This window comes from Curtobacterium sp. NPDC092190 (assembly GCF_044755625.1).
Taxonomy (GTDB): domain Bacteria; phylum Actinomycetota; class Actinomycetes; order Actinomycetales; family Microbacteriaceae; genus Curtobacterium.
The window spans coordinates 25,932-48,346 of sequence record NZ_JBIVRJ010000005.1 but is presented as its reverse complement, the minus strand read 5'-3'; the positions used below and the strand labels follow the sequence as shown (position 1 = coordinate 48,346).

The window sequence follows — 22,415 nt, the reverse complement described above, 5'->3', positions numbered from 1 at the left end:
CGGCTGATGCAAGGGATTCGGGGCCCTCGCCCGATCGGATTGGACGAAGTTCCTGGGGAACTCCGGCCCCCTGCTCCGTAGCGTGGAGACATGGCCCCCGTACACATCCCGAGCACCGACCGGATCCGGGCGATCGACGCCTGGTGGCGCGCCGCGAACTACCTCACCGTCGGGCAGATCTACCTCCTCGACAACCCGCTGCTCACCCGTCCCATCGACCCGGACGACGTCAAGCCGCGCCTGCTCGGGCACTGGGGGACCTCCCCCGCACTGAACCTCGTCTACGCGCACTGCAACGCGCTCATCGCCGAGACCGACCGCGACCTCCTCTACGTGTGCGGGCCCGGGCACGGTGGCCCCGCGATGAATGCGAACGCCTGGCTCGAGGGGACCTGGGGCGAGCTGTACCCGGACATCACGCCGGACCCCGAGGGGCTCCGGAAGTTCTTCAAGCAGTTCTCGTTCCCGGGCGGCATCCCGTCCCACGCCGCCCCGGAGACGCCCGGATCCATCCACGAGGGCGGCGAGCTCGGCTACTCGCTCGCGCACGCGTACGGCGCGGCGCTCGACAACCCGGACCTCGTCGTGGCGTGCGTCGTCGGTGACGGTGAGGCCGAGACCGGTCCCCTGTCCGGCTCCTGGCAGGCGCACACCTTCCTCGACCCGGTGTCCGACGGAGCCGTGCTGCCGATCCTCAACCTCAACGGCTGGAAGATCGCGAACCCGACCGTCCTCGCGCGCATCCCCGACGAGGACCTCACCGCGTACTTCCGTGGCCTCGGGTACGAGCCGATCGTCGTCGACTCCGCACGCGTGGACCACGACCCGTTCGCGGTGCACGCGCTGTTCGACGGTGCCCTCCGCCGCGCGCTCGCGAGCATCGACGACATCCAGGCCGCCGCTCGGGCCCAGGCCGAACGGGCCGCAGCCGGACAGCCGGCAGGCGCAGCCGACCTGCGTCCACGCTGGCCGATGATCGTGCTCCGTACCCCGAAGGGCTGGACCGGCCCGCAGGAGGTCGACGGCGAGCGCGTCGAGGGCACCTTCCGCGCCCACCAGGTCCCGCTGCCGGCCGTGCGCGAGGACGCCGGACACCGCGAGCAGCTCGAGGAGTGGATGCGGAGCTACCGCCCGGACGAGCTGTTCGACGCCGACGGTCAGCCGACCGGGATCCTCACGACCATCCGGCCGCAGGGCGACCTCCGCATGAGCGCCACCCCGCACGCCAACGGGGGGCGCATCCGCACCGCGCTCGACCGTCCCCCGCTCGAGCCGTACGCGGTCCCCGTCGGCGAGGACGCCAGCTCGACCGCGACCCTCGGGCCGTGGCTCGCGGAGCTGACCTCGCGGAACGGGTCGTCCTTCCGCCTGTTCGGTCCCGACGAGACGGTGTCGAACAAGCTCGATGCCGTGTTCGACGTGACCTCCCGGGTGTGGCGTGCCCGTCGCGCGGCCGGTGACGAGCACCTCGGTGCCCGTGGCCGGGTCATCGAGGTCCTGTCGGAGCACCTGCTCGAGGGGATGCTCGAGGGCTACGTGCTCACCGGTCGCCACGGACTGCTCAACACCTACGAGGCGTTCGCGCACATCATCGACTCGATGGTCGGCCAGTACGCGAAGTGGCTCGAGTCGTCGACCGACATCGACTGGCGCGCGCCCGTGTCGAACCTGTCGATCCTGCTGTCGTCGCACGTGTGGCGCCAGGACCACAACGGCTTCTCCCACCAGGACCCGGGCTTCCTCGACGTCGTCGCCTCGAAGCAGCAGGACCTCGTGCGCATCAAGCTCCCGGCGGACGCGAACACCCTGCTCGCCGTGGCAGCGCACGCGTTCGAGACCACGGACCGCATCGAGGTGATCGTCGCCGGGAAGCACCCCGAGCCGGTCTTCCTGTCCCTCGAGGACGCCGTCGCGCACGCGGCAGCCGGACTCGGCGTCTGGGACTGGGCCGGCACCGAGCAGACGGTCGGACGCGCCGACGTGCTCCTCGCGAGCGCCGGTGACGTGCCGACGGTCGAGGCCGTCGCCGCCGCGGACATCATCCGGAAGCACGCGCCCGAGGTCGGAGTCCGCTTCGTGAACGTCGTGGACCTGCTGTCCCTCGGCGACCCGCGGAAGCACGAGCACCCGGTCAGCGACGAGCGCTACGACGCGGTCTTCCTGCCCGGCACGCCGACGGTGTTCGCCTTCCACGGCTACCCGTCGCTCGTGCACCAGCTGACGTACCGCCGGAACGGCCACGACGACCTGCACGTGCACGGCTTCCTCGAGCAGGGCACCACCACGTCGCCGTTCGACATGCTCATGCTGAACGAGATGGACCGCTTCTCGCTGGCGCACGACGCACTGTCGCGGGTCGACGCCGACGCGCACGCTGACCTGCTCGCGAAGCTCACCGAGGCGCGGGACGCCGCGCGGACCTTCGCCTACTCGAAGGGCGAGGACCACCCGTCGCTGTCGGGCTGGGAGTTCCGAGGGTGGCCGCAGGACGAGCCGACCGACGGCGGGACCGGGGGCGACCCGGGCGCCGGCGAGACGGAGGGCGCTGCCCCCGGCAACTGACGTCCCGCCTCCGTCGGCTCCTCCCGGCCGCTCTTCCTGCACGCGCTCGCTGCGCGCTCTTGCTGCGCGCTCTTCCTGCACAGCCTGGAGGCGCTGCGAACCGTCCACAGGACCGGTCACGCCCGTCGCGTGGCCGGTCCTGTGCCGTGAGGCTCGGGGCACGGACGTCGGATGGGTGAGCGCGGTGGTCGCGCTGGTCCGAGCAGAACGAGGCCGAGCTGATCGAGGACCTCCGCCAGGAGTGGCGGGAGCGCCAGGAACGGGCCCGCCACCGAGCGTCAGAGCACGAGACCGCCGACACCGCGGGTTGACGTGCCAGGCTGGGCACGTGCAGGACCTCGTCATCCCCGCTCCGGACCAGCCCACGCTGCCGACGACGTCCGGCGGTCGGTTCCCCGTCCGTCGGGTGTACTGCGTCGGCCGCAACTACGCAGCCCACGCCCGCGAGATGGGCCACGACCCTGACCGCGAGCCGCCGTTCTTCTTCACGAAGCCGGCCAGTGCCCTGGTCACCGACGGCGCCGACACCCCCTACCCGCCGGGTACCGACCGCCTCGAGCACGAGGTCGAACTCGTCGTCGCGCTCGGTCGTGGCGGGTCGGACGTCGCCGTGGCGGACGCCCTCGACCTGGTGTGGGGCTACGGCGTGGGGATCGACCTGACACGTCGCGACGTGCAGGCCGAGGCCAAGCGGCTCGGTCGGCCGTGGGACCTGGCGAAGGGCTTCGACGCCTCGGCCCCGGTCGGGACGCTCGTCCCGGCCGCCGGGGTCGACCCGACCACCGGCGCGATCGGCCTCCGCGTGGACGACGCACTGCGACAGTCGGGTGACCTGGCCGACCAGGTCTGGTCGGTCGCCGAGACGATCGCCGAGCTCTCGCGGTGGGTGGCCCTCGCCCCGGGTGACCTGCTGTTCACCGGGACCCCGGACGGCGTCGGGCCGCTGCAACGCGGCCAGGTCGTCACCGGCTTCGTCGCCGAGGTCGGAACGGTGACGACCCGCATCGTCTGACCTCCGGGCGCGGCCGGACGGTGCGCGACCACGCACCGCTGGGAACGTCCGCAGCCCCGGGGCGTACACCGGTCGGTGACGCCGGGGGACCATCGGCGCCAGACCACGGGACACCGCGAGCGTGCTCGACGCCGAGCGCGCCGGGGGCGGGTGCGTGTCCCGACCGAGGAGGTGCGCCGTGCAGGAACACGACCTGCTCGCGACGTCCTGGACCTGGGCGGGCGACGAGCCGATCGCCGACCGGGTCCGAGCCGTCGGGGATGCCGGGTTCTCCGGCCTGTCACTGTCACTCGACGACCTCCACGAGGTGCGGGCGACGACCGGGTTCGCGGCACTGCGACGTGTCCTCGACCGAGTCGGGATCGTCTGGGTGCAGCTCGGCCCACTCGACCGCTGGTGGAGCCACGGCGGACGCTCGACGGACGACGAGGCCGACCGTGGGGTCGTGCTCGAAGCGGCAGCGACCCTCGGCGCCTGGCAGGTCGTCGTCCGTGCCGACACCGGTGCCCACCCGGTCACGCCAGCGGCGATGACCGCGGACTTCGTCGACCTCGCCGCGCAGGCCGAGAAGGTCGGTGCCCGCCTGGTCCTCGAACCGGAGCCCTGGTCGAACCTGCCCACCGTCGAGCGGGCATCGCGCTTCGTCGCCGCGGCCGGCCACCCGAACGCCGGGCTGCTCCTCGACGCCATGCACACGCTCCGCGGCGGCTCCACACTCGCCTCGATCGCCCAGGGCGTCGCGCCGGAGGTGCTCGCCGCGGTGGAGCTCAGCGACGGCCTGCTGCACACCCCGTCCGGACTCACCCTCGCCGAGGAGTCCCGCAGTGCCCGGCACCTGCCGGGATCGGGCGCATGGGACCTGCCCGGGCTCGTCCGCGTGCTCCGGGGGCTCGGACACGAGGAGCCCTGGGGTGTCGAGGTCCGGACGGCCGCGCACCGGGCGATGCCCCTGGCCGACGCGCTCCGGACCGCAGTGGCCGCGACCCGGGCCGTGCTCGACGCCGCGGACGCCGCGGACGAGCCCGCTGCCCCGGCGATGCCGACCACGCCTGCCCCGACCTCCGCCGTCGACTTCGACGTCGCCGCACCTCCGCTCGATCGACCGGCACCCCGGACCGACGCGGGTACAGGCGCACCCGCGTAGCGTCGGGCGCATGACGGATCACGCAGCAGACGACGACCTCCTCCGGCGCTCGCAGGAGTCCATCGACGAGGCCAAGGCGGCAGCCGCCGAGGTCGACCTGCCCGAGCAGGAGGACCTGATCGACGAGGACCTGCCCGCCGCGGACACCGCGAAGCCCGCCGACGGTCCCGCGCCGGCGGCCTGAACGGGCCCGCCGAGGACCACGGAGACCGTCCGGGAGCCGAGCTCCCGGACGGTCTCCTCGTGTCCTCAGCGGCTCTGCAGGAAGAGATCCGACGAACGGCGTGACGAACCCCGGAGTCGACCCGTCACACCAGTGGACCCCGGAACCGTGGGGGTTCCGGACGCCCGGGCCCTGGGGGTCCCGGGCCGCGGACGCGCCGTGGTCGGCCACCCCTGATCGCCGACCGCGGTGCACCGGCGGCGGTCCGTGCGTCCCCTGATCCGGCGCACGGACCGCCTCTGCCCGGGATCGCCGAGGCCGACCAGGTCAGGACTCGCGGACGACGTCCTCGGGCCCCTTGTCCGGCCGCCACCCGCGCCACGACGGCTGTCGGAGCCGACCGTCAGCCGTCCACTCGGCGAACTCGACCTCACCGACCCGACGCGGTGTGACCCAGTGGGCGTCGCGAGCATCCGGGCGAGGGACGTCGACGAACGGCGAGGTCTTCCGCTCCGTCTTCCCGAGGGCCTCCCCGATCTCGTCCAGGTCGCGGTCGCTGAACCCCGTCCCGACCCTGCCGACGTACTCGAGTCCGTCCGGGCCGGGTACGCCCAACAGCAGCGATCCGACGCCACCGGCCCGGCGCCCCCTGCCGGGCCGCCACCCACCGACGACGACCTCCTGCGTGACGTGGTGCTTGATCTTCACCCAGGCCTCGGAGCGGCGGCCCTCGGCGTACCGCGACGACCGTTTCTTCGCGACGACGCCCTCGAGCCCCCGCTCACGCGACGCCGCCACGGCATGGTCCAGGTCACCGTCGACCGCCCGGGGCACGTCGATCACCCCACCCCGCTCGACGACGGTCAGGAGCGCCTCGCGCCGGGCGTCGTAGCCGAGCCGCGTCAGGTCGTGTCCGTCGGCCTCGAGCACGTCGAAGAGCAGCAGGCGCACGGGTGTCCGGCGCCGAGCAGCCTCGACGTCACGAGCCCCGGTCAGTCCCATGCGGTCCTGCAGCAGACCGAACGACGGACGCCCGCGCTCGTCCAGCGCCACGACCTCGCCGTCGAAGACCCCGTCGACCCCGGCCCGCTCACCCAGCTCCTGCAGCTCCGGGTACTGCGCGGTCAGGTCGTTGTCGTTGCGGCTGCGCAGGGTGACCCGTCCGTCGCGCACGGTCGCCAGGGCACGGACGCCGTCCCACTTCATCTCGAACGCCCAGGCCGCCGGGTCGAGACGAGGCTCCCCCTGCACGGGGCTCGCGAGCATGGCCCGACGCTCGGCGGGCGACGTCGTCGCGGGCGCGGCACGTCCGATCCGCTGCCGCTCCGCAGCGCTCGGCGACGGTGTCCGGGAGGCTCGACCCGCATCCGCCTCGCCACCCCCGTCGGCGAGACGGTCCGGTTGGTCCTTCGTGCGGTGGATGAGCCAGTTCTGCTCGTCGCCGTCCTTCCCGCGGCCCCGCCCTCGGGTGTGCAGGAGCGCCAGCCGACGGACGCCGTTCGTGCGGCCGTGCAGCGTGACGATCACCTCTTCGCCGTCGCGCCACTTCTCGAGCTCGTAGGTGCCGTCGTCCCAGATCGTGACGGTCCCCCCGCCGTACTCGGCCTGCGGGATCGTCCCCTCGAACGAGCCGTACTCGAGCGGGTGGTCCTCGGTCTGCACCGCCAGGTGGTTCTTCCCGGGGTCGGTCGGCTCGCCCTTCGGCAGCGCCCAGCTCACGAGCACACCCTCGTGCTCGAGCCGGAAGTCGTAGTGGTCCCTGGTCGCGTGGTGCTCCTGGATGACGAACGTCGGCGTGCCGTCCTTCCGCACGGTCGGTGCGCCCTCGGGCACCGGCTCCGGCGTCCGCGACGCATCGCGCTTCGCGCGGTAGGCCGCGAGGCGGTCGCGAGCCGGTTGCTCTGCCTCGTTCGCACGCTGGGTCCGGTCGCCGTCCCAGTGGCCGTGGTCGGTCCTGCCCACCGCCAGCGAGGCGGAGGCGACCGGGTGCAGGAGGTCGCCGTGGGCCTCCAGGCGGTCGAGGACCTCCTCGAACTCCAGCTGGGCGAACCCGCGCTCCTCGAGCTCCCGCCAGGTCCGCGGCGCGGCGACGGTCGGCCGGTCACGGCCGCGCAGGGAGTACGGCGCGATCGTCGTCTTGTTGCCGTTGTTCTGCGACCAGTCGACGAAGACCTTGCCCCGTCGCTCGGCGCGGCTCATCGAGGACAGCACCAGGTCGGGCAGGTCCTGCTCCAACGCCCGGGCGAGCTCGTGCGCGACGTCGGACACCTGTGCGGTCGTGGCGCGCCCGTCGAGCGCCGCGTACAGGTGGATGCCCTTCGAGCCGCTCGTCACCGGGTACGGGTCGAGCCCCATGCCGTGCAGGATCTCGCGTGCGGCGAGCGCCACCTCGACGCACTCCGGCAGCCCGACACCCTCGCCGGGGTCGAGGTCGAGCACGAGCCGGTCCGGACGTTGCTGCGCGCCGCGGGGACCGAACCGCCACTGCGGGACGTGCAGTTCGAGCGCCGCCTGCTGCGCCGTCCAGACGAGCGTCGGCAGGTCGTCGACGATCGGGTACTCGGTGTCGTGCTCCTTGTGCGCGATCGTGTGGTGACGGACCCAGTCGGGCGCCGAGTCGGGCAGGTTCTTCTCGAAGAAGACCCCGCCGTCCACGCCGTTCGCCCAGCGCTTCCGCGTCACGGGGCGGTCCTTGACGTGCGGGATCATCCACGGGGCCACCCGCTCGTAGTACGCGATGACCTGGCCCTTGGTCGTCCCGGTCGCCGGGTAGAGCACCTTGTCGGTGTTCGTCAGGGCGATCCGACGGTCGCCGACCGTGACGGTGGTCTTCCGGGCGACGGGGCTCACAGCGCGACCCCGGTCGCTCCCGCCACGGTCAGGGTGCTGCCGGACGTGTACGAGGACTCCGGGCCGGCGAGGTGGACGTAGGCGCTGCCGAGCTCGACGGGCTGCGCCGGACGGCCGAAGGGGGTGTCCTGACCGTAGGCGGCGATCTCGTCACCGGGGTAGCTGATCGGCTGCAGCGGCGTCCACACCGGCCCCGGCGCGACGCAGTTCGCCCGGATGCCCTTCGCCGCGAGCTGGCGGGCGAGACCGTTCGTGTAGGTGATGATGGCGGACTTCGTGGCGGCGTAGTCGATCATCCGGTCCTGCGGTTGGTACGCCGAGACCGAGCTCGTGGTGACGATCGCGCTGCCGGGCGCCATGTGCGGGACGGCCGCTCGCACCAACCAGAACATCGAGTAGAGGTTGACCTTCATGGTGCGGTCGAAGTCCTCGGTCGACTGCTCGGTCACGTCCTCGTGCACCTGCTGGTGTCCGGCGACGAGCACGAGCGCGTCGAGGCCGCCGAGCTCGCTGACGGCGTCGCGCACGAGGGTGTCGCAGAACGCCTCGTCGGTCAGGTCGCCCGGCAGCAGCACGGCCCTGCGCCCGAGGTCGCCGACGACGTCGCGCACCTGTTCCAGGTCCTCGCGTTCCTCGGGCAGGGCGTTCAGCGCGACGTCGGCTCCTTCCTTCGCCATCGCGATCGCGGCAGCGCGCCCGATGCCGGAGTCGGCCCCGGTCACGAGCACCCGGTACCCGGGCATCCGCCCCGTCCCGAGGTAGGTCGTCTCGCCGTGGTCGGGCGCCGGGTCCATCGCGCTCGCCAGCCCCGACCCCTGCTGGGTCTGCGGCGGGAACGGCGGCCGGGCGTACTGCGAACGCGGGTCCTGCTTGTCGAGCTGGCTCATGGGCCCATGGTGCTCGCCGTGGCGGCACGACGGTTCAGGACCGGGCTGTTCCGTGGACGGGTCGTCCTGACACCGGAGCTGTGCAGGGACCGTCGGCCGTCAGACCGTCGTCCGCACCGGGGCGGCGAGCAGCTGCTCCGCACCGACCCGGTCGCCGCGTCCCTGCACGAGGGTGCCGACCCCCAGTACGGCCCAGACGACCGCGACACCCCAGTCGCCTGCGGTCCCCGACGCCGCGAGGATCGCCCACAGCGCGGCCAGCCCGACGAACACGCACCCGCTGGTGCGTCGCTGCCGTGCGTCCGCCAGCCACCGTTGCACCCGCGGACGCCAGACCGCGTCCGGGACCTCGGCGGGGACGCGTCCCTCGTCCACCCACCGTCGCGTCGCGACGACGGCGGCACGACCGCCCCGTCGCGCCCAGGACCAGACCTGCAGCGCGGGGAGCACGACCGCCAGCGCGAGGCCGAGCACGACGACTGCGACCCAGGGGACCGGTCGCGGTTGCAGCGCGAAGAACACCGCCGGTGCGACCGCCCCGGTGACCGTCAGGGCGACGAGCTGCCACCACCCCGACGCGCCGATCCGGTCGTCGTCCGTCGTCGTCATCGCCGTCGCCGCGCTGGCCGTCGTCGTCTCGTGGTCCCCCGTCATGTGCAGCACGGTACGCCCTCCGGCGCCAGGCGCGGCTGGCGATCCGCCCGGAACTGAGGGCCCGTCGCCGCACTCACGGGCATCATGTGCCCATGAGGTCGATCTGGAAGGGCTCCATCGCGTTCGGGCTCGTCAACGTGCCCATCAAGGTGTACGCGGCGACCGAGACCCACGACGTCTCCCTGCACCAGGTGCACGACGAGGACAAGGGCCGCATCCGGTACAAGCGCGTGTGCGAGTTCGGCCACGAGGTCGAGTACGCCGACATCCAGCGCGCCTACGACGACGGCGACAAGACCGTCGTGCTGACGTCTGACGACTTCAAGCATCTCCCCGAGGAGCAGTCGCACGAGATCGAGGTGCTCGAGTTCGTGCCCGTCGACCAGGTCGACCCGATGATGTTCGAGAAGTCGTACTACCTCGAGCCGGACTCCCGCTCGCCGAAGGCCTACGTGCTGCTCCGCGAGACGCTGTCGAAGACCGACCGGCTCGCGATCGTGCAGTTCACCCTGCGGCAGAAGACCCGGCTCGGCGTGCTGCGGGTGAACGAGGACGTCATCCTGCTGCAGGGGCTGCTCTGGGGCGACGAGGTCCGGGCTGCTGACTTCGCGGCCCTCGACGCGTCGGTGAAGGTCAGCGCGAACGAGCTGAAGATGTCGTCCTCGCTCGTCGAGAGCATGTCCGCCGACTTCGACCCGGACCGCTACACGGACTCCTACCAGGAGGAACTGCAGCAGCTCATCGACGCGAAGCTCGAGGCCGGCGACGACGTCGACACCGCGGAGACGTTCGGTGAGCGCTCCGAGGACGAGGAGGACGGCGACGGCGGGGACGTCATCGACCTGATGGCGGCCCTGCGGGCCTCGGTGGACAAGAAGCGGTCGGGGTCGTCGCGGTCCTCGTCACGGTCATCGTCACGGTCCGGAGGCTCGGGGTCGCGCTCGTCGTCCGGCGCACGGTCGTCGTCCGGTTCCGCTGGTGCGGACGGGGACGCGGAGGCGGAGAAGGCCCCCACCGAGAGGGCACCGGCGAAGAAGACCCCCGCGAAGAAGACCCCCGCGAAGGAGACCCCGGCGAAGGAGCCCGCCGCGAAGAAGGCTCCGGCGAAGAAGGCCCCCGCGAGGAAGCAGGCCAGCTAGCCGTCGCGTCGGGTCCGGCGGAGCGCGAGCGGGATCGAGACCCAGAGCGCACCCGTGCCGAGGAACACGACCACCCCGCCGATGATCCCGCCGACGTCCCCGATCACGACGTCGAACACGAACAGCACGGTGCCCGAGAAGAGCAGCGCGCTCGCCGCGAGTGCCGCGATGAGCAGCGCGTTGCCGGCACGCACCAGATCGTGCTTCTGGCGCTGCCGGAACACCAGACGGTGCGCGGAGACAGCGGACAGCGCGACGACCGTGATCACCACGGCGAGCGCGACGAGCACGAGGTAGACGACCTCCTCGCTGGTGCTGAGCATCGTGAACCGCTGCTGGAACGGCAACGTCAGCAGGAACCCGGCCAGGATCTGCGTCCCGGTCTGCACGATCCGGAGCTCCTGCTGGATGTCCGACCAGTTCCGGTCCCACCGCTCGGTCGGGGTCTCGTGTCGCCCCCCTTCGGTGTCCTGTGCTGCACCGCTGACGTCGCTCATGCGCCGAACCTACTGCGCCGGACCCACGGTGCCGACACGAGCCGGAAACACGACTCCGCGAGACTGTCCGCATGACTCCACAAGAGCCAGGGAGCCTGCAGTCGTCATCCGTGACCGCAGGCCCGCCCGTCACCGTGTCCATCACCCGCCTGGTCGAGCCCGACCGCATCCCCGACGCCACCGCGTGGGTGCAGTCCGGCGTCAACCTCGCGAACCGCTACCCGGGCTTCCTCGGCTCCGGGTGGGTCCGGTCGCACGCCACCAGTCGGGAGTGGCACATGCTCTACCGGTTCGCCGACCACGAGCAGCTCGCCACGTGGGAGAACTCCGACGACCGGCTCCGCTGGCTCGACCAGGGGCGTGACCTCGTGGTGGAGTCCCGGGTGGAGAAGCGCACCGGCATCGAGGGCTGGTTCGACGCCCCGCAGGATGCCCCCGCGTCGAGCGCCCCGCCCCGCTGGAAGCAGGCCGTGAGCATCTGGCTCGGGTTCTTCCCGGTCAACCTCGCCTTCACCTACCTGGTCGGCTGGCTCGTCCCGGCGTTCGGGCACCTGGCCGTGCTGCCCCGCGTGCTCGTCACGACGCTCGTGCTCACGCCGATCATGACGTTCTGGGTGCTGCCCGTCGTCACGGGGCTGATCCGCCCGTGGCTGCTCGCTCCCCCGCGACCCGCCCGGCAGCGCTAGGCCCCGTCCGAGCCCGACCGCCCGGCCGGGTCGGGTCGGGTCGGGTCGGGTCTCAGCCGAGCACGGAGAGCTGGTCGAGCCGCTCGAGGATCACGCCCTCTCGCAGCGCCCACGGGCAGATCTCGAGCGCCGGCAGGTCGAAGATGTCCAGGCAGGCCTCGGCGACGAGCGCTCCCGGGACGACCTGGTGCGCCCGGCTCGGCGAGACGCCCGGCAGGTCGGCCAGCTGGTCGAGCGACATCGTCAGGAGTGACGGCAGCCGCTCGCGGAGCACCGTACCGTCGAGGGACCGCGGCACGAGCGGTCCCGCGGCCGAGGGCGCGGCGCCGCAGATCCGGGCGATCGACCGGAAGGTCTTCGAGGTCGCCACCGCCCGGTCGGGCCGCCCGGCACGCAGCAGCAGTCCGGCGTCGCGGGCGATCGCGACGCGGATCTCGTGGCGGATGCGGCGGACGTCGTCCTCCGAGGGCGTGCCCGCCGCGAAGTACCGGCGCGCGAGTCGGGCAGCGCCGATCGGCATCGACCACGCGACGTCGGGGGCCTCGTCGGCACCGCCGGCGATCTCGAGCGAGCCACCGCCGATGTCGAACACCGCGAGGCGTCCGGCGGACCACCCGAACCAGCGTCGGACGGCCAGGAAGGTCAGGCGCGCCTCGTCCTCGCCGGACAGCACCGCGAGCTCGACGCCGGTCTCCCGCTCGACGTGCGCGAGCACCTGGTCGGAGTTCACGGCGTCGCGGACGGCCGAGGTCGCGAAGCCGAGCATGTCCTCGCAGCCGCGCTCCTCGGCGACGCGGACGGCATCGGCGACGAAGGTCGTCAGCGCGTCGACCCCGACCGCGGTCACCGCACCCGACTCGTCGAGGTGCTCGGCGAGCCGGAGGGCCTGCTTGAACGACGACGCCGGCAGGGGCGCGGCTCCGCCGTGGGCGTCCACCACGAGCAGGTGGCCGGTGTTGGACCCGATGTCGAGGACTCCGACGCGCATGCACCAACGCTAGCGGCCGGTGTCTCCCGCGGGACGCAACGGGACGGGACGGGACGGGACGGGCGGGGGGAGGCCCGGGCTACGGCCGCAGGAACGACTCCAGGTCCGACGAGGTCGGGTAGGAGGCCTGCGCGCCCGGCTTGGTCGCGGCGTACGCGCCGACGCCGACGGCGAAGCGCGCGGCCTCGAGCAGGGGGTCCCCGGCGTCGAGTCGGAGCGCCACCGCCCCCATGAACGCGTCGCCGCAGCCCGTGGTGTCGACGGGCTCGACCCGCACGGCGTCGACGTCGACCGGCGCGGCATCCCCGTCGTGCACGGTGCAGCCAGCGCCGCCCCGGGTCACGATCGAGCGTGCGACGCCGTGGTCCCCGAGCTCGGCGGCCTCGTGCTCGTTCACGAGCAGCACGTCGGTCAGGTCGAGGAGCTCCTGCGGCACGGCGCCGAACGGGGACAGGTTCGTGAGCACCGTCGCTCCGGCGGCCCGACCGGCCCGCGCGGCGGCGAGCACGACGTCGATCGAGACCTCGAGGCAGAGACCGAGCACCCCGGCGCCGTCGAGGGCATCGGCGGGCACGTCGTCCGGGGTCAGCGTGGCGTTCGCGCCGCCCGAGATCACGATGGTGTTCTCCCCCGCGGCGTCGACCGTGATGATGGCCGTCCCGGTGGCGACGCCCTGCCGGACCGCCACGTGCGTGGTGTCCACGCCGGCCGATGCGACGGACTCGCGCAGCAGTGTGCCGTTCCCGTCGTCGCCGACCGCACCGATCATGCGGACGGTGCCCCCGAGCCTCCCGGCTGCCACCGCCTGGTTGGCGGACTTGCCACCGGGCAGGATCGCGAGGTCGGACCCCTGCAGGGTCTCCCCGGGCTTCGGGAAGCGCTCGGTGCGGACCACCAGGTCCGCGTTGAGGCTGCCCACGACGACGATGCCGCTCATGCGGTGGCTCCTGTCTCGGCCGAGGCCGGGCGCGGGATGAGGAAGGACGTGGCGAGTGCCGCGCAGGTGATCGCGGCACCGAGGAGCATGCCACCGGAGTAGCCGGCGGTGCCCGCTGACCCGCCGGTGCCGAGTGCGATCTGCAGCGCCGGGAGGACCGCGAAGCTGATGCCCGCACCGAGGTTGAACGCGCCCGCGTTGAGGCCCGGCAGGAAGCCGGGGTTCGAGTCCGGCGAGAGCACGATGCCGAGCCCGTTCAGCACGATGTTCGCGATGCCCGCGTAGGTGATGCCGATGAGCACGGTGGCGGCGACGAGCACGGGCAGCGAGTGGACGCCGACGAACGCCATGACGAGCGTCGCGACGATGCTGCCGACGAGGCCGACGCGGAGCACGGCGCGGTAGCCGAGCGTCGGTGCGAGGCGGCCGGAGAAGGGTCCGACGACCCAGCCCACCAGCGCGTACGGCACGAGGAACGCGAGCGATGCGACGTCCGCCTCCATGCCGAAGCCGACCTCGTCGTTCTGGGCCAGGCTCGTGACCAGCCCGTTCACGACGGCGAAGACCCCCGTCATGGTGAGCAGCGTCGTCACGAGGAGCGCCCAGGTCCCGCGACGCCGCAGGTACCGGGTCTCGACGAGCGGCTCGCGGACCCGCGACTCGACCGCCCAGAAGACCGTGAACGCGACCAGGGCGACGACGATCCCGCCGACGACGAGCGCCCAGTCGGCCTGGGCGAGCTTGCCGGCCTCGTTGAACGCCGTGAGCAGTGCGCCGACGCTGACGACGAGCGGGAGCACGCCCCACCAGTCCATCCGGGTGCCGGCGGACGGCTTCGACTCGACGCCCCACACCGCCACCATGAGCGCGGCGAGGACCGTGACGACCGCGATCACCCAGAAGATCCCGCGGAAGCCGAAGTGGGTGGCGATCCAGCCGCCGGCCAGCGCGTCGACACCGGCGATGCCACCGTTCACGGCGGTGAGCAGGCCGAGGGCTGCACCGTAGCGCTTGGGGTCGGCGATCTCGTTGCGCAGGATGAGCAGGCCGATCGGGACGACCGGCCCGGTGACGCCCTGGATCATGCGGCCGGCGAAGAGCATCGGCACGTTCACGGCGAGGGCGGCGACCACGCTGCCGACGAGCATCACGAGGAGCATGCCGAGCAGGACCCGCTTGCGGCCGACGATGTCCGACAGCCGGGGCAGGAACAGCGAGAACAGGGCGGCGATCGTGAAGAACAGCGTCTGCGAGAGCCCGATGGTCGCGTCGTCGGTGCGGAGTTCGTCCGCCATCGTCGCGAGCGCCGGGCTGAGCATGCTCGCGTTGAGCTGGAACGCGACGCACGCGGCGAGCAGGGCGGCGGTGAGGGCGCCGATCGACTTCGTCGTCGAGGTGGTGGTCACGGTGCTCAGGCCTCCGGGGTGACGGTCGTGTCGGCGGACTCGACGGCCCGGGCTGCGGCGCGCGGGGACCACCCGGTGTCGGGCGTCTCGCCGATCCGCTCGAGGGCGTCGACCACCAGGTCCCAGAAGCGCCCGTGGTCGAGCTCCATCGCCGCGGACGTGCGGCAGTCCTCGGGCGCGGGACCGCGGAGGTCCGCGACGGTCATGCCGAGCGTGTGGGTGCCCGTCGTCTCGATCGCGATCGGCATCCGTACCGCGCGGACGATCGTCGGGTCGATGACGTACGCGACGGCGCAGGGATCGTGCACGGGCGGGGCGTCGAACCCCTGGGCGTCCTCGTAGGCCTTGCCGAAGAACTCGAGCAGCTCGCCGACGAACGCTGCGGGCCCGGTGCCGACGGCGGCGATGCGCGCGGCCACCTCGGGGGTGGCGAGTGCCTGGTGGGTCAGGTCGAGCCCGACCATGACGACGTCCCACCCGGCGCGGAACACGATGTCCGCTGCCTCGGGGTCGATGACGATGTTGAACTCGGCGACCGGGCTCCAGTTGCCCACGTGCACGCCGCCGCCCATCAGGACGACCTGCTTGACGCGCTCGACGATGCGCGGTTCCTTGCGGACGGCGAGGGCGATGTTCGTCAGGCCGGCGGTCGGGACGATCGTCACGGTGCCGGGCTCGTGCGCCATCACGGTGTCGATGACGAGGTCGACCGCGTGCCGCTCGTCCAGGCCGAACGACGGCTCGGGGAGCATCGGCCCGTCCAGGCCGCTCTCGCCGTGGATCTCCGGGGCGACCTCGATCTCGCGCAGCAGCGGTCGGTCGGCGCCCGCGGCGAACGGCACGCCCGTGATGCCGGCGATGCGCGCCACGGCGAGGGCGTTGCGGGTGACCTTCGGCAGGGTCTGGTTGCCGACGACGGTGGTGACGGCGAGGAGCTCGATCGTCGGGTTGCCGTGTGCCAGCAGGATGGCGACGGCGTCGTCGTGGCCGGGGTCGCAGTCGAGGATGATCTTCTGCGTCGTTGCATCGGGCACCTGGGGCGCTCCACTTCGTCGGGGATCGGCGTCGGCGGGCTGCTCGCAGCCCGTCGTGTCCGGCAGCGCCGGACGGAGGTATGTGCTCGACGCGGTGGGGTCCGCACTGTGGAGGAACCAACTCCAGCGCGGCGCGTCAAGCGTTTGACATTCGAACACGTCAAGCGCTTGACGTCAACTCCGAGCGATCCTCGTCCGACCGCCTGCCCTCGTCGGTCGGTAGGCTCGTCGGGTGCCCTCCCCCGCCGCTCACGGCCGTCGCGTGACCGCGGCGATGGTGGCCGAACGCGCGGGCACGAGCATCGCGACGGTCTCCCTGGTCGTCAACGGCAAGGAGCGCGGGCGGGTGTCCCCGCCGATCGCGGAGCGGGTGCGCGACGCGGTGGAGGCCCTCGGGTACGTCGTCGACCACGCGGCGAGCACGCTCGCCCGCGGCACCGGCGACCTGGTCGTGCTCATCGCACCCGACCTGTCGAACCCGTTCTTCGCCGAGGTGATCCGCGGCGTGCGCGACACGCTCGGCGACCGGTACCAGCTCGTGCTCTCGGTCACCGAGCGCGGCGCACAGCCCACCGCCGCCGACCTCCGGCGCTTCGAGCGGCTGCGGCCGGCGGGGATCCTGGTCGACGCCCCGGCAGCCGGCGAGTCGATGGACGCGAGCGTGCCCGTCGTGCTGCTCGACGCCCCCGACGCCGCCGAGGGCACCACCGCCGTCGACTACGACCTCGCTCCGGGCATCGACGCGCTCGTCGCCCACCTGCGGGACCGCGGACACGACCACGTGGCGTACCTCGACGGCACCGCCCGGGTCGCCACGTTCGGCATCCGCCACCGGATGTTCGACGAGGCCTGCGCCGCCGCCGGGATCACGGTCTCGGAGACCGGTGCCCGCGCGGACCTGACGGTGGACGCCGCCGCACTGGCGACCGAGCACGTGGTCGAGGCGTGGCACGAGGACGGCGTCACCGCGGTCGTGGCGGCGGCGGACACCCTGGCGTACGGCGTGCTCCGGGTCGCGGGCGCGATGGGGCTCCGGGTCCCCGAGGACCTGGCGGTCGCGGGCTTCGACGACCTGCCCTCGTCGTCGGTCACGGCGCCGGCCCTGACGAGCGTCGCCCTGCCGGGAGCCGAGCTCGGCCGCACCGCCGCCCTGCGCCTGCTCGCGACGATCGACGGCACCGCGGTGGAGCCCGTCGACCTGCCGGCCCGCCTGGTCCCCCGCGCCAGCACCGGCGCCTGACGGCGCCTCCGCACGATCCACCGGACGGGAGGCGCGGGACCGGCCGGCACCGCGCCTCCCGTCCGACACAGCGCACGTCCGGCGACGCGGCCCCGTTCCGGCGACGCGGCCCCGTTCCGGCGACACGGCCCCGTTCCGGCGGCGAGACGCGGTGTCGGACCGCGAGACGCCGACGTCTGTCCGGGACGCACCGGAACACGCGAGACGCCCCCGGTTCCGGAGGCGTCTCGCACGCGCGGGGGCGTCTCAGACCGACGCCGGCGTCTCGGCGCGCGGAGCCCCCGTGACGGACGAGGCGTCTCGCACCGACGCCGGTGTCTCGGCGCACGGAGCCCCCGTGACGGACGGGGCGTCCCGCACCGACGCCGGCGTCTCAGCGCACGGAGCGCCCGCGTCAGGCGGAGGTGTCCCGCCCCGACACCGGCGTCTCGCCGCGCTCCGATGCCTGGCCGGGCGACGGAGCCGCGGCCGACCCGGCCGTCCCGGCCCGCTGCGCACGCTCGAGCTCGTCCGCCTCGGCGCCGCCGACCGCCTCGCCACGGGCGACCATGCCGGCCGTGTCCGACAGGCGGATCTGCGGCAGGAACAGTGCGAGCAGGAACGCGATCGCGATGAACGGCAGCAGGTACCAGAACACCGGCGCAAGGGAGTCGGCGTACGCGTTCACGATGCCGTCCTGCACCGCCTCGGGCAGCTTCGCGACGGTGGCCGGGTCGATGCTGCCCGCCGAGGACGCCGCGTCGGTGGCGGACCCGCCGGCCGAGGTGAAGACGTCGGTCAGCGCGCTCGTCAGCCGTGCCGTGAACAGCGCGCCGAAGACGGCGGTGCCCAGTGATGCGCCGACCTCGCGGAAGTAGTTGTTCGTCGACGTCGCGGTCCCCACCTGCTCCGCGGGCACGGCGTTCTGCGCGACGAGGACGACCACCTGCATGATGAGCCCGAGCCCCGCGCCGAACACGAACAGGTAGGCGCAGATGAGCCAGATCGGGGTGTCCGCGGCGAGCTGCGTCATGGCGAGCATGGCCAGCGCGACGAGCACCGTGCCGACGATCGGGAACGCCCGGTAACGGCCGGTCTTGGTGATGAGGTTGCCGGACGCGATCGACGTACCGATGAGGCCGACCATCATCGGCAGCATGAGCAGGCCGGACACCGCGGCCGAGGTGCCCGACGCCATCTGCAGGAACGTCGGGACGAACCCGATCGCGGCGAACATGCCGATGCCGAGCACGAGGCCGATGCCCGTCGCGAGCAGGAACGTGCGGTTGCGGAAGAAGGACATCGGCAGCACCGGGTCCTCGACGCGCGACTCGACGAGCACGAGCAGCGCGGCCGAGACGACGAGTCCGGCGAACCAGGCCCACGTCTCGGGGGCGTCCCAGCCGTGGTCCCTGCTGCCGCCGAACTCGGAGAAGAACACGAGGCAGGTGGTCGCGGCGGACATGAGCACGACGCCGAGCACGTCGATCCGCTTCTCGGCCTTCTTCGTCGGCAGGGTCAGCGCGAACCAGGCGACGAAGAACGCCGCGATGCCGACCGGGATGTTGATGTAGAACGCCCAGTTCCAGGTGAGGTGGTCGACGAAGAACCCGCCGAGCAGCGGGCCGCCGATCGCCGACAGGCCGAAGATCGCGCCGAGCGGGCCGAGGTACTTGCCGCGCTCCGAGGCGGGGACGATGTCGGCGATGATCGCCTGCGACAGGATCATCAGGCCACCGCCGCCCAGGCCCTGCATCGCGCGGAAGACGACGAGCTGCGTGAAGTCGCCGGCGAAGGCGCAGCCGGCGGACGCGATCGTGAACAGGGCGATCGCGACGAGGAACAGGTTGCGGCGCCCGAGGACGTCGCCGAACTTGCCGTAGATCGGCATCACGATGGTCGATGCGAGCAGGTACCCGGTCGTGAGCCAGGCCTGGTGCGCGACGCCGCCGAGTTCGCCCACGATGGTGGGCATCGCCGTCGACACGATCGTCTGGTCGAGGCTCGACAGGAGCATCCCGGCGATGAGGGCGGAGAAGATGATCCAGATGCGTCGCTGCGTCAGCAGCAGCGGTCCGTCGGATCCGGGTCGGGCACGCTTCGTGCCCTGCGCGGTGGCGCTCATGCGGTGTGGTCCTGTCCGGTGGTGGTGATGGCCGCCCTGAGCTGGCGGAGGTTGTCGGTGAGCAGCGCGTCGAACGACGGCCCGGTCGACTCGTCGAAGGCGTCGTCGAAGTAGGTGCCGGCGGTGACCTTGAGCAGGCCCGCGGCCGCCTCGGCGACCAGCTGGGCCCGTCGATCGTCCGGGTCGGTCCACCCGAAGCGCTCCCGCACGGCCTGTCCGACCGCGGCGAGCTGGACGTCCGCGGCCGCCAGGTACTTCGCGACCATCAGCGGCTCGGCGTCGAACACCCGACGGACCAGGGCCTCGTCGGCGCGGTCGAGCCCGACGACGTGCATCTGCTCGATCGCGAGCGCGACGATCGACCCGAGCGGGTCGAGGTCCGTCGGCACGAGCGAGCCGTCGGCGTACGCCGCGAGCAGTTCCGACATGGCGCCCTGCTCGATGCCGAGCACGGCGTCGTCCTTCGACGCGAAGTGGTTGAAGAACGTGCGCCGGGAGACGCCGACCGTCTCGCAGAGCTGCTCGATGGTGAAGCCGTGCAGACCGTGCTCGATCGTGGCCCGGCGTGCCTCGACGACCATGCGTCGGCGCAGCGTGCGGGTGCGTTCGGTGGGGCTCACCGAGCAAGAATTGCACTCTGATGCTGAGAGTGCAACAGGAGGACGGGTTACAGCGCCTTCGCGAAGCAGAACGACCAGGGCATGGTCGCGGCGTACGGCTCGTAGACGTCGATCTGCTGCCACCCAGTCTTGCGGTACAGCGCGACGGCCTCGGGCTGCTTGTCGCCGGTCTGCAGGATCACGCGGGACACGCCCTGCTCGCGTGCGACCTGCTCGCCCTCGGTGAGCAGCGCGGTGGCGGCGCCCTTGCCGCGGGCGGCGGCGAGGACGATCAGGCGCTTCAGCTCGACCTCGTCGCCGAGGTGCCGGACGGCGATGTGCCCGAGGGCAGAACCGTCCTCGTCGATCGCGAGCAACGAGGTGATCACGGTCGCCGGGTCGACGGCCAGCACACGGTTCCGCTCGGCGGTGACGGCCGGGTCCTCGTCCGCGTGCCCGTCACCGTAGCGCTCGTGCATCTCGTCGTCCATGGTGGCGCGGAGGGCAACTCCACGAGGGTCGTCCCAGGCAACGCGCTCGATCGTGATCACGATCGTCCATCCTCGCACGCACCGGGGCGGGACTCAGGCCAGCGCGGCGATCGGCCCCTCGCCCGCCCGGAACGCGGCGAGCACGGCGGCTGCGTCGTCGTACACGGCCGCGGCACCGGCCCCGCGGAGTTCGTCGCCGCCGATCCCGCCGGTCATCACACCGACGCAGGGCAGCCCGACCTTCCCCGACGACTCGACGTCCCACATGGCGTCACCGACCATCACCGCGCGATCCGCAGCGACGCCGACCTTGTCGAGCGCGACCTGGATGATCCCGGGGTCCGGCTTCGCCTGCTCCACGTCCTCCGAGCTCGTCTCGGCCGTCACCCACGCGGACGCGTCGAGCAGCTCGCGCAGCACCGACAGCTCCGACTCGGGCGCACTCGTCGCCAGCACGACCGCGTGGCCGGCGTCGGCGACCGCCTCGAGCAGTTCCCGCGCCCCGGGCAGCAGCCGCAGCTGCGGCATGTGCTCCGAGTAGTAGGCGGTGTGGAACTGCTTGGCGGTGTCGCGGACCTCGTCGGAGGCGTCGGGCAGCAGCTCCTCGAGCAGGCGCCCGGAGTCCATGCCGATCGCCCGGTGGATCCGCCACGCGTCGACGGACTCGCCGGCGGCGCGGAAGGCCCGCCACCACGCGTCGACGTGCGCGTAGTTCGAGTCGGCGAGGGTGCCGTCGATGTCGAAGAGGACGGCGGTCGAGGGAGCATCAGGCATCCGCCCAGCCTGCTCCCACGACCACCGGTGCGACCCAGGGTCGCGCGATCAGACGTCGATCGACGAACCGACGGGCAGGATCGACGCCGGGACGCCACCGAGGCCCTCGGTGCCGAACATCCGGACGTTCATCTCCTGACCGCCCTCGCTGAGGAGCAGCTCGTGGATCTGCACCACGCGCTCCGGTGCGACCGCGCGGACGTAGTCGACACCCTCGCCGGTCTTCGCCCACGGCCCGCTCGTCGGGACGAGCAGGGTCCGGACCGGGACGTCCGGCACGAGGTAGGCGTCGCCCGGGTGGAAGACGGCGTCGTTCACCAGGTAGCCCACGTTCGCGATGGTGGGGATGTCGCGGTGGATGACCGCGTGCTCCTCCCCGAAGACCCGGGCACGGAAGGGCCCGACCTCGACCGTGTCGCCCGCGGCGACCGTGCGGACGCGGCCGTCGTGGTCGCCGAGCTGCTCGACGACGGACGCCGGACCGTGGACGACGACGTCGGCGCTGCGCTCCAGACCCGCACGGATCGCGTCGACGGCGAAGTGGTCGGCGTGCTCGTGGGTGACGAGGACGACCGTGGCCCGGGCGACGAGGTCGGCGGACTCGGGCGTGAACGAGCCCGGGTCGATGACGAGCGAGGCGCCGTCCTGCTCGAGGACGACGGTGGCGTGGTTGTACTTCGTCAGCTGCATGTCGCCAACTGTACAACACTGTTGTACAAATGGGACCGGTTGCCGGAGGGGCCGTCAGTCAGCCCGGCGCGCCAGACGCTCCAGGATGTCGGGCAGCCGGGCGAGGAGGGCGCGCTCGTCGTCGTCGAGCTCCGCACGCACGGCCGTCGCGAGCCAGTCCGCGCGCCCGTCCATGTCCCGCTGCAGCGCGGCGCGGCCGGCATCGGTGATGCGGATCACCGACGCCCGTCGGTCCGTCTCGGACACGGTCCGCTCGACGTACTCCTGGCTCGTCAGCTCCGCAACGGTCCGGGACTGCCCCTGGTGCTTCACGCCGCGTCGCCGGGCGAGCTCCGCGATCGTCATCGGCCCCTCACGTCCGAGGAACCCCAGCGTCGTCGAGTGCGCCGGCGGCAGGCTGTCGCCCTCACGCCGGGCCGCGCGCACGACGCGGCCGATCGACTGGCGCAACTCGGCGGCGAGTTCGTCGATCGGGTCCATGGGCCCCGACGCTACCGCGGAACGGACGGGAGGCCCGTGGCGGCGTCGCCACGGGCCTCCCGTCCGTCACGGGGTGAC

Annotated in this window: 21 protein-coding genes; 7 read left to right on the top strand and 14 right to left on the bottom strand. The window is 72.6% G+C overall.

Translation table 11 applies throughout. From position 1 onward, the window contains the following. Positions 1 to 90: 90 nt before the first annotated feature. From ACIQFY_RS13135 to ACIQFY_RS13120, 4 genes are all read left to right on the top strand, one after another. Positions 91 to 2,562, top strand: coding sequence for a phosphoketolase (locus ACIQFY_RS13135; RefSeq protein WP_400340432.1), 2,472 nt, complete (start codon positions 91 to 93; stop codon positions 2,560 to 2,562). A gap of 328 nt (positions 2,563 to 2,890) precedes the next feature. After that, entirely contained in the window at positions 2,891 to 3,574 is a 684-nt protein-coding gene (locus tag ACIQFY_RS13130; protein WP_326497033.1) for a fumarylacetoacetate hydrolase family protein, read from the top strand. 178 nt (positions 3,575 to 3,752) lie between these two features. Then, the gene (locus tag ACIQFY_RS13125) at positions 3,753 to 4,718 is read left to right on the top strand and encodes a TIM barrel protein (RefSeq protein ID WP_326497034.1); all 966 of its coding nucleotides are present in this window, start codon (positions 3,753 to 3,755) and stop codon (positions 4,716 to 4,718) included. A gap of 10 nt (positions 4,719 to 4,728) precedes the next feature. Beyond that, positions 4,729 to 4,902, top strand: coding sequence for a hypothetical protein (locus tag ACIQFY_RS13120; protein WP_158407720.1), 174 nt, complete (start codon positions 4,729 to 4,731; stop codon positions 4,900 to 4,902). Positions 4,903 to 5,208: 306 nt separating this feature from the next. Here ACIQFY_RS13120 and ACIQFY_RS13115 read toward each other — a convergent pair whose 3' ends face one another. The 3 genes from ACIQFY_RS13115 to ACIQFY_RS13105 all read right to left on the bottom strand — a co-directional run bounded on the left by ACIQFY_RS13115 (position 5,209) and on the right by ACIQFY_RS13105 (position 9,272). Next, positions 5,209 to 7,731, bottom strand: coding sequence for an ATP-dependent DNA ligase (locus tag ACIQFY_RS13115; RefSeq protein WP_400340430.1), 2,523 nt, complete (start codon positions 7,729 to 7,731; stop codon positions 5,209 to 5,211). Continuing rightward, the gene (locus ACIQFY_RS13110; protein WP_400340429.1) at positions 7,728 to 8,618 is read right to left on the bottom strand and encodes an SDR family oxidoreductase; all 891 of its coding nucleotides are present in this window, start codon (positions 8,616 to 8,618) and stop codon (positions 7,728 to 7,730) included. The genes ACIQFY_RS13115 and ACIQFY_RS13110 overlap by 4 nt, the downstream gene beginning before the upstream one ends. A gap of 99 nt (positions 8,619 to 8,717) precedes the next feature. Then, entirely contained in the window at positions 8,718 to 9,272 is a 555-nt protein-coding gene (locus ACIQFY_RS13105; protein WP_326497036.1) for a hypothetical protein, read from the bottom strand. Between the two features lie 92 nt (positions 9,273 to 9,364). Between ACIQFY_RS13105 and ACIQFY_RS13100 the strand changes: the two genes are divergently transcribed. Beyond that, positions 9,365 to 10,411 (top strand): Ku protein, encoded by a 1,047-nt coding sequence (locus ACIQFY_RS13100; protein ID WP_400340427.1) that lies wholly within the window; start codon positions 9,365 to 9,367, stop codon positions 10,409 to 10,411. Here the strand turns inward: ACIQFY_RS13100 and ACIQFY_RS13095 are convergent. After that, the gene (locus tag ACIQFY_RS13095; protein ID WP_400340425.1) at positions 10,408 to 10,908 is read right to left on the bottom strand and encodes a DUF6328 family protein; all 501 of its coding nucleotides are present in this window, start codon (positions 10,906 to 10,908) and stop codon (positions 10,408 to 10,410) included. The genes ACIQFY_RS13100 and ACIQFY_RS13095 overlap by 4 nt on opposite strands. A gap of 71 nt (positions 10,909 to 10,979) precedes the next feature. On the opposite strand from ACIQFY_RS13095, the gene ACIQFY_RS13090 reads away from it, so the two are divergent. After that, a complete protein-coding gene (locus ACIQFY_RS13090) occupies positions 10,980 to 11,594 on the top strand; it encodes an antibiotic biosynthesis monooxygenase (RefSeq protein ID WP_066651677.1) in 615 nt (204 codons plus the stop codon). Positions 11,595 to 11,646: 52 nt separating this feature from the next. Here ACIQFY_RS13090 and ACIQFY_RS13085 read toward each other — a convergent pair whose 3' ends face one another. The 4 genes from ACIQFY_RS13085 to ACIQFY_RS13070 form a co-directional block, all read right to left on the bottom strand. Continuing rightward, on the bottom strand, positions 11,647 to 12,582 hold the full coding sequence (locus ACIQFY_RS13085; RefSeq protein WP_400340423.1) for a Ppx/GppA family phosphatase: 936 nt from the start codon (positions 12,580 to 12,582) through the stop codon (positions 11,647 to 11,649). Between the two features lie 79 nt (positions 12,583 to 12,661). Further along, entirely contained in the window at positions 12,662 to 13,519 is an 858-nt protein-coding gene (locus ACIQFY_RS13080; protein WP_400340421.1) for a ribokinase, read from the bottom strand. Continuing rightward, the gene (locus ACIQFY_RS13075) at positions 13,516 to 14,934 is read right to left on the bottom strand and encodes an MFS transporter (RefSeq protein ID WP_400340610.1); all 1,419 of its coding nucleotides are present in this window, start codon (positions 14,932 to 14,934) and stop codon (positions 13,516 to 13,518) included. Before ACIQFY_RS13075 ends, ACIQFY_RS13080 begins: the two co-directional genes overlap by 4 nt. Beyond that, positions 14,931 to 15,959 carry a nucleoside hydrolase gene (locus tag ACIQFY_RS13070; protein ID WP_400340419.1) on the bottom strand — a complete coding sequence of 343 codons (1,029 nt, stop codon included), beginning with the start codon at positions 15,957 to 15,959 and terminating at the stop codon, positions 14,931 to 14,933. Before ACIQFY_RS13070 ends, ACIQFY_RS13075 begins: the two co-directional genes overlap by 4 nt. Positions 15,960 to 16,191: 232 nt before the next feature. Between ACIQFY_RS13070 and ACIQFY_RS13065 the strand changes: the two genes are divergently transcribed. After that, a complete protein-coding gene (locus ACIQFY_RS13065; RefSeq protein WP_251154218.1) occupies positions 16,192 to 17,199 on the top strand; it encodes a LacI family DNA-binding transcriptional regulator in 1,008 nt (335 codons plus the stop codon). Between the two features lie 394 nt (positions 17,200 to 17,593). Here the strand turns inward: ACIQFY_RS13065 and ACIQFY_RS13060 are convergent, their stop codons facing one another. From ACIQFY_RS13060 to ACIQFY_RS13035, 6 genes are read right to left on the bottom strand one after another with little or no spacing between them, the layout of a single operon-like run. Next, positions 17,594 to 19,303, bottom strand: coding sequence for an MDR family MFS transporter (locus ACIQFY_RS13060; protein WP_400340418.1), 1,710 nt, complete (start codon positions 19,301 to 19,303; stop codon positions 17,594 to 17,596). Further along, positions 19,300 to 19,923, bottom strand: a complete 624-nt coding sequence (locus ACIQFY_RS13055; RefSeq protein ID WP_400340417.1) for a TetR/AcrR family transcriptional regulator — start codon at positions 19,921 to 19,923, stop codon at positions 19,300 to 19,302. Before ACIQFY_RS13055 ends, ACIQFY_RS13060 begins: the two co-directional genes overlap by 4 nt. Before the next feature lie 47 nt (positions 19,924 to 19,970). After that, a complete protein-coding gene (locus tag ACIQFY_RS13050) occupies positions 19,971 to 20,453 on the bottom strand; it encodes a GNAT family N-acetyltransferase (RefSeq protein ID WP_235426426.1) in 483 nt (160 codons plus the stop codon). A gap of 33 nt (positions 20,454 to 20,486) precedes the next feature. Beyond that, entirely contained in the window at positions 20,487 to 21,167 is a 681-nt protein-coding gene (locus ACIQFY_RS13045) for an HAD family hydrolase (protein ID WP_066651668.1), read from the bottom strand. A gap of 48 nt (positions 21,168 to 21,215) precedes the next feature. Continuing rightward, the gene (locus tag ACIQFY_RS13040) at positions 21,216 to 21,857 is read right to left on the bottom strand and encodes an MBL fold metallo-hydrolase (RefSeq protein WP_400340416.1); all 642 of its coding nucleotides are present in this window, start codon (positions 21,855 to 21,857) and stop codon (positions 21,216 to 21,218) included. 54 nt (positions 21,858 to 21,911) lie between these two features. Beyond that, positions 21,912 to 22,337: a MarR family winged helix-turn-helix transcriptional regulator gene (locus ACIQFY_RS13035; RefSeq protein WP_209684316.1), complete on the bottom strand. Its 426-nt coding sequence runs from the start codon at positions 22,335 to 22,337 to the stop codon at positions 21,912 to 21,914. Positions 22,338 to 22,415 lie beyond the last annotated feature (78 nt).

Coding starts and splice junctions, on each gene's coding strand:
- ACIQFY_RS13040 (WP_400340416.1), bottom strand. CDS start 21,857: ATGCAGCTGACGAAGTACAACCACGCCACCGTCGTCCTCGAGCAGGAC.
- ACIQFY_RS13105 (WP_326497036.1), bottom strand. CDS start 9,272: ATGACGGGGGACCACGAGACGACGACGGCCAGCGCGGCGACGGCGATG.
- ACIQFY_RS13090 (WP_066651677.1), top strand. CDS start 10,980: ATGACTCCACAAGAGCCAGGGAGCCTGCAGTCGTCATCCGTGACCGCA.
- ACIQFY_RS13045 (WP_066651668.1), bottom strand. CDS start 21,167: ATGCCTGATGCTCCCTCGACCGCCGTCCTCTTCGACATCGACGGCACC.
- ACIQFY_RS13110 (WP_400340429.1), bottom strand. CDS start 8,618: ATGAGCCAGCTCGACAAGCAGGACCCGCGTTCGCAGTACGCCCGGCCG.
- ACIQFY_RS13120 (WP_158407720.1), top strand. CDS start 4,729: ATGACGGATCACGCAGCAGACGACGACCTCCTCCGGCGCTCGCAGGAG.
- ACIQFY_RS13135 (WP_400340432.1), top strand. CDS start 91: ATGGCCCCCGTACACATCCCGAGCACCGACCGGATCCGGGCGATCGAC.
- ACIQFY_RS13060 (WP_400340418.1), bottom strand. CDS start 19,303: ATGAGCGCCACCGCGCAGGGCACGAAGCGTGCCCGACCCGGATCCGAC.
- ACIQFY_RS13035 (WP_209684316.1), bottom strand. CDS start 22,337: ATGGACCCGATCGACGAACTCGCCGCCGAGTTGCGCCAGTCGATCGGC.
- ACIQFY_RS13100 (WP_400340427.1), top strand. CDS start 9,365: ATGAGGTCGATCTGGAAGGGCTCCATCGCGTTCGGGCTCGTCAACGTG.
- ACIQFY_RS13085 (WP_400340423.1), bottom strand. CDS start 12,582: ATGCGCGTCGGAGTCCTCGACATCGGGTCCAACACCGGCCACCTGCTC.
- ACIQFY_RS13095 (WP_400340425.1), bottom strand. CDS start 10,908: ATGAGCGACGTCAGCGGTGCAGCACAGGACACCGAAGGGGGGCGACAC.
- ACIQFY_RS13080 (WP_400340421.1), bottom strand. CDS start 13,519: ATGAGCGGCATCGTCGTCGTGGGCAGCCTCAACGCGGACCTGGTGGTC.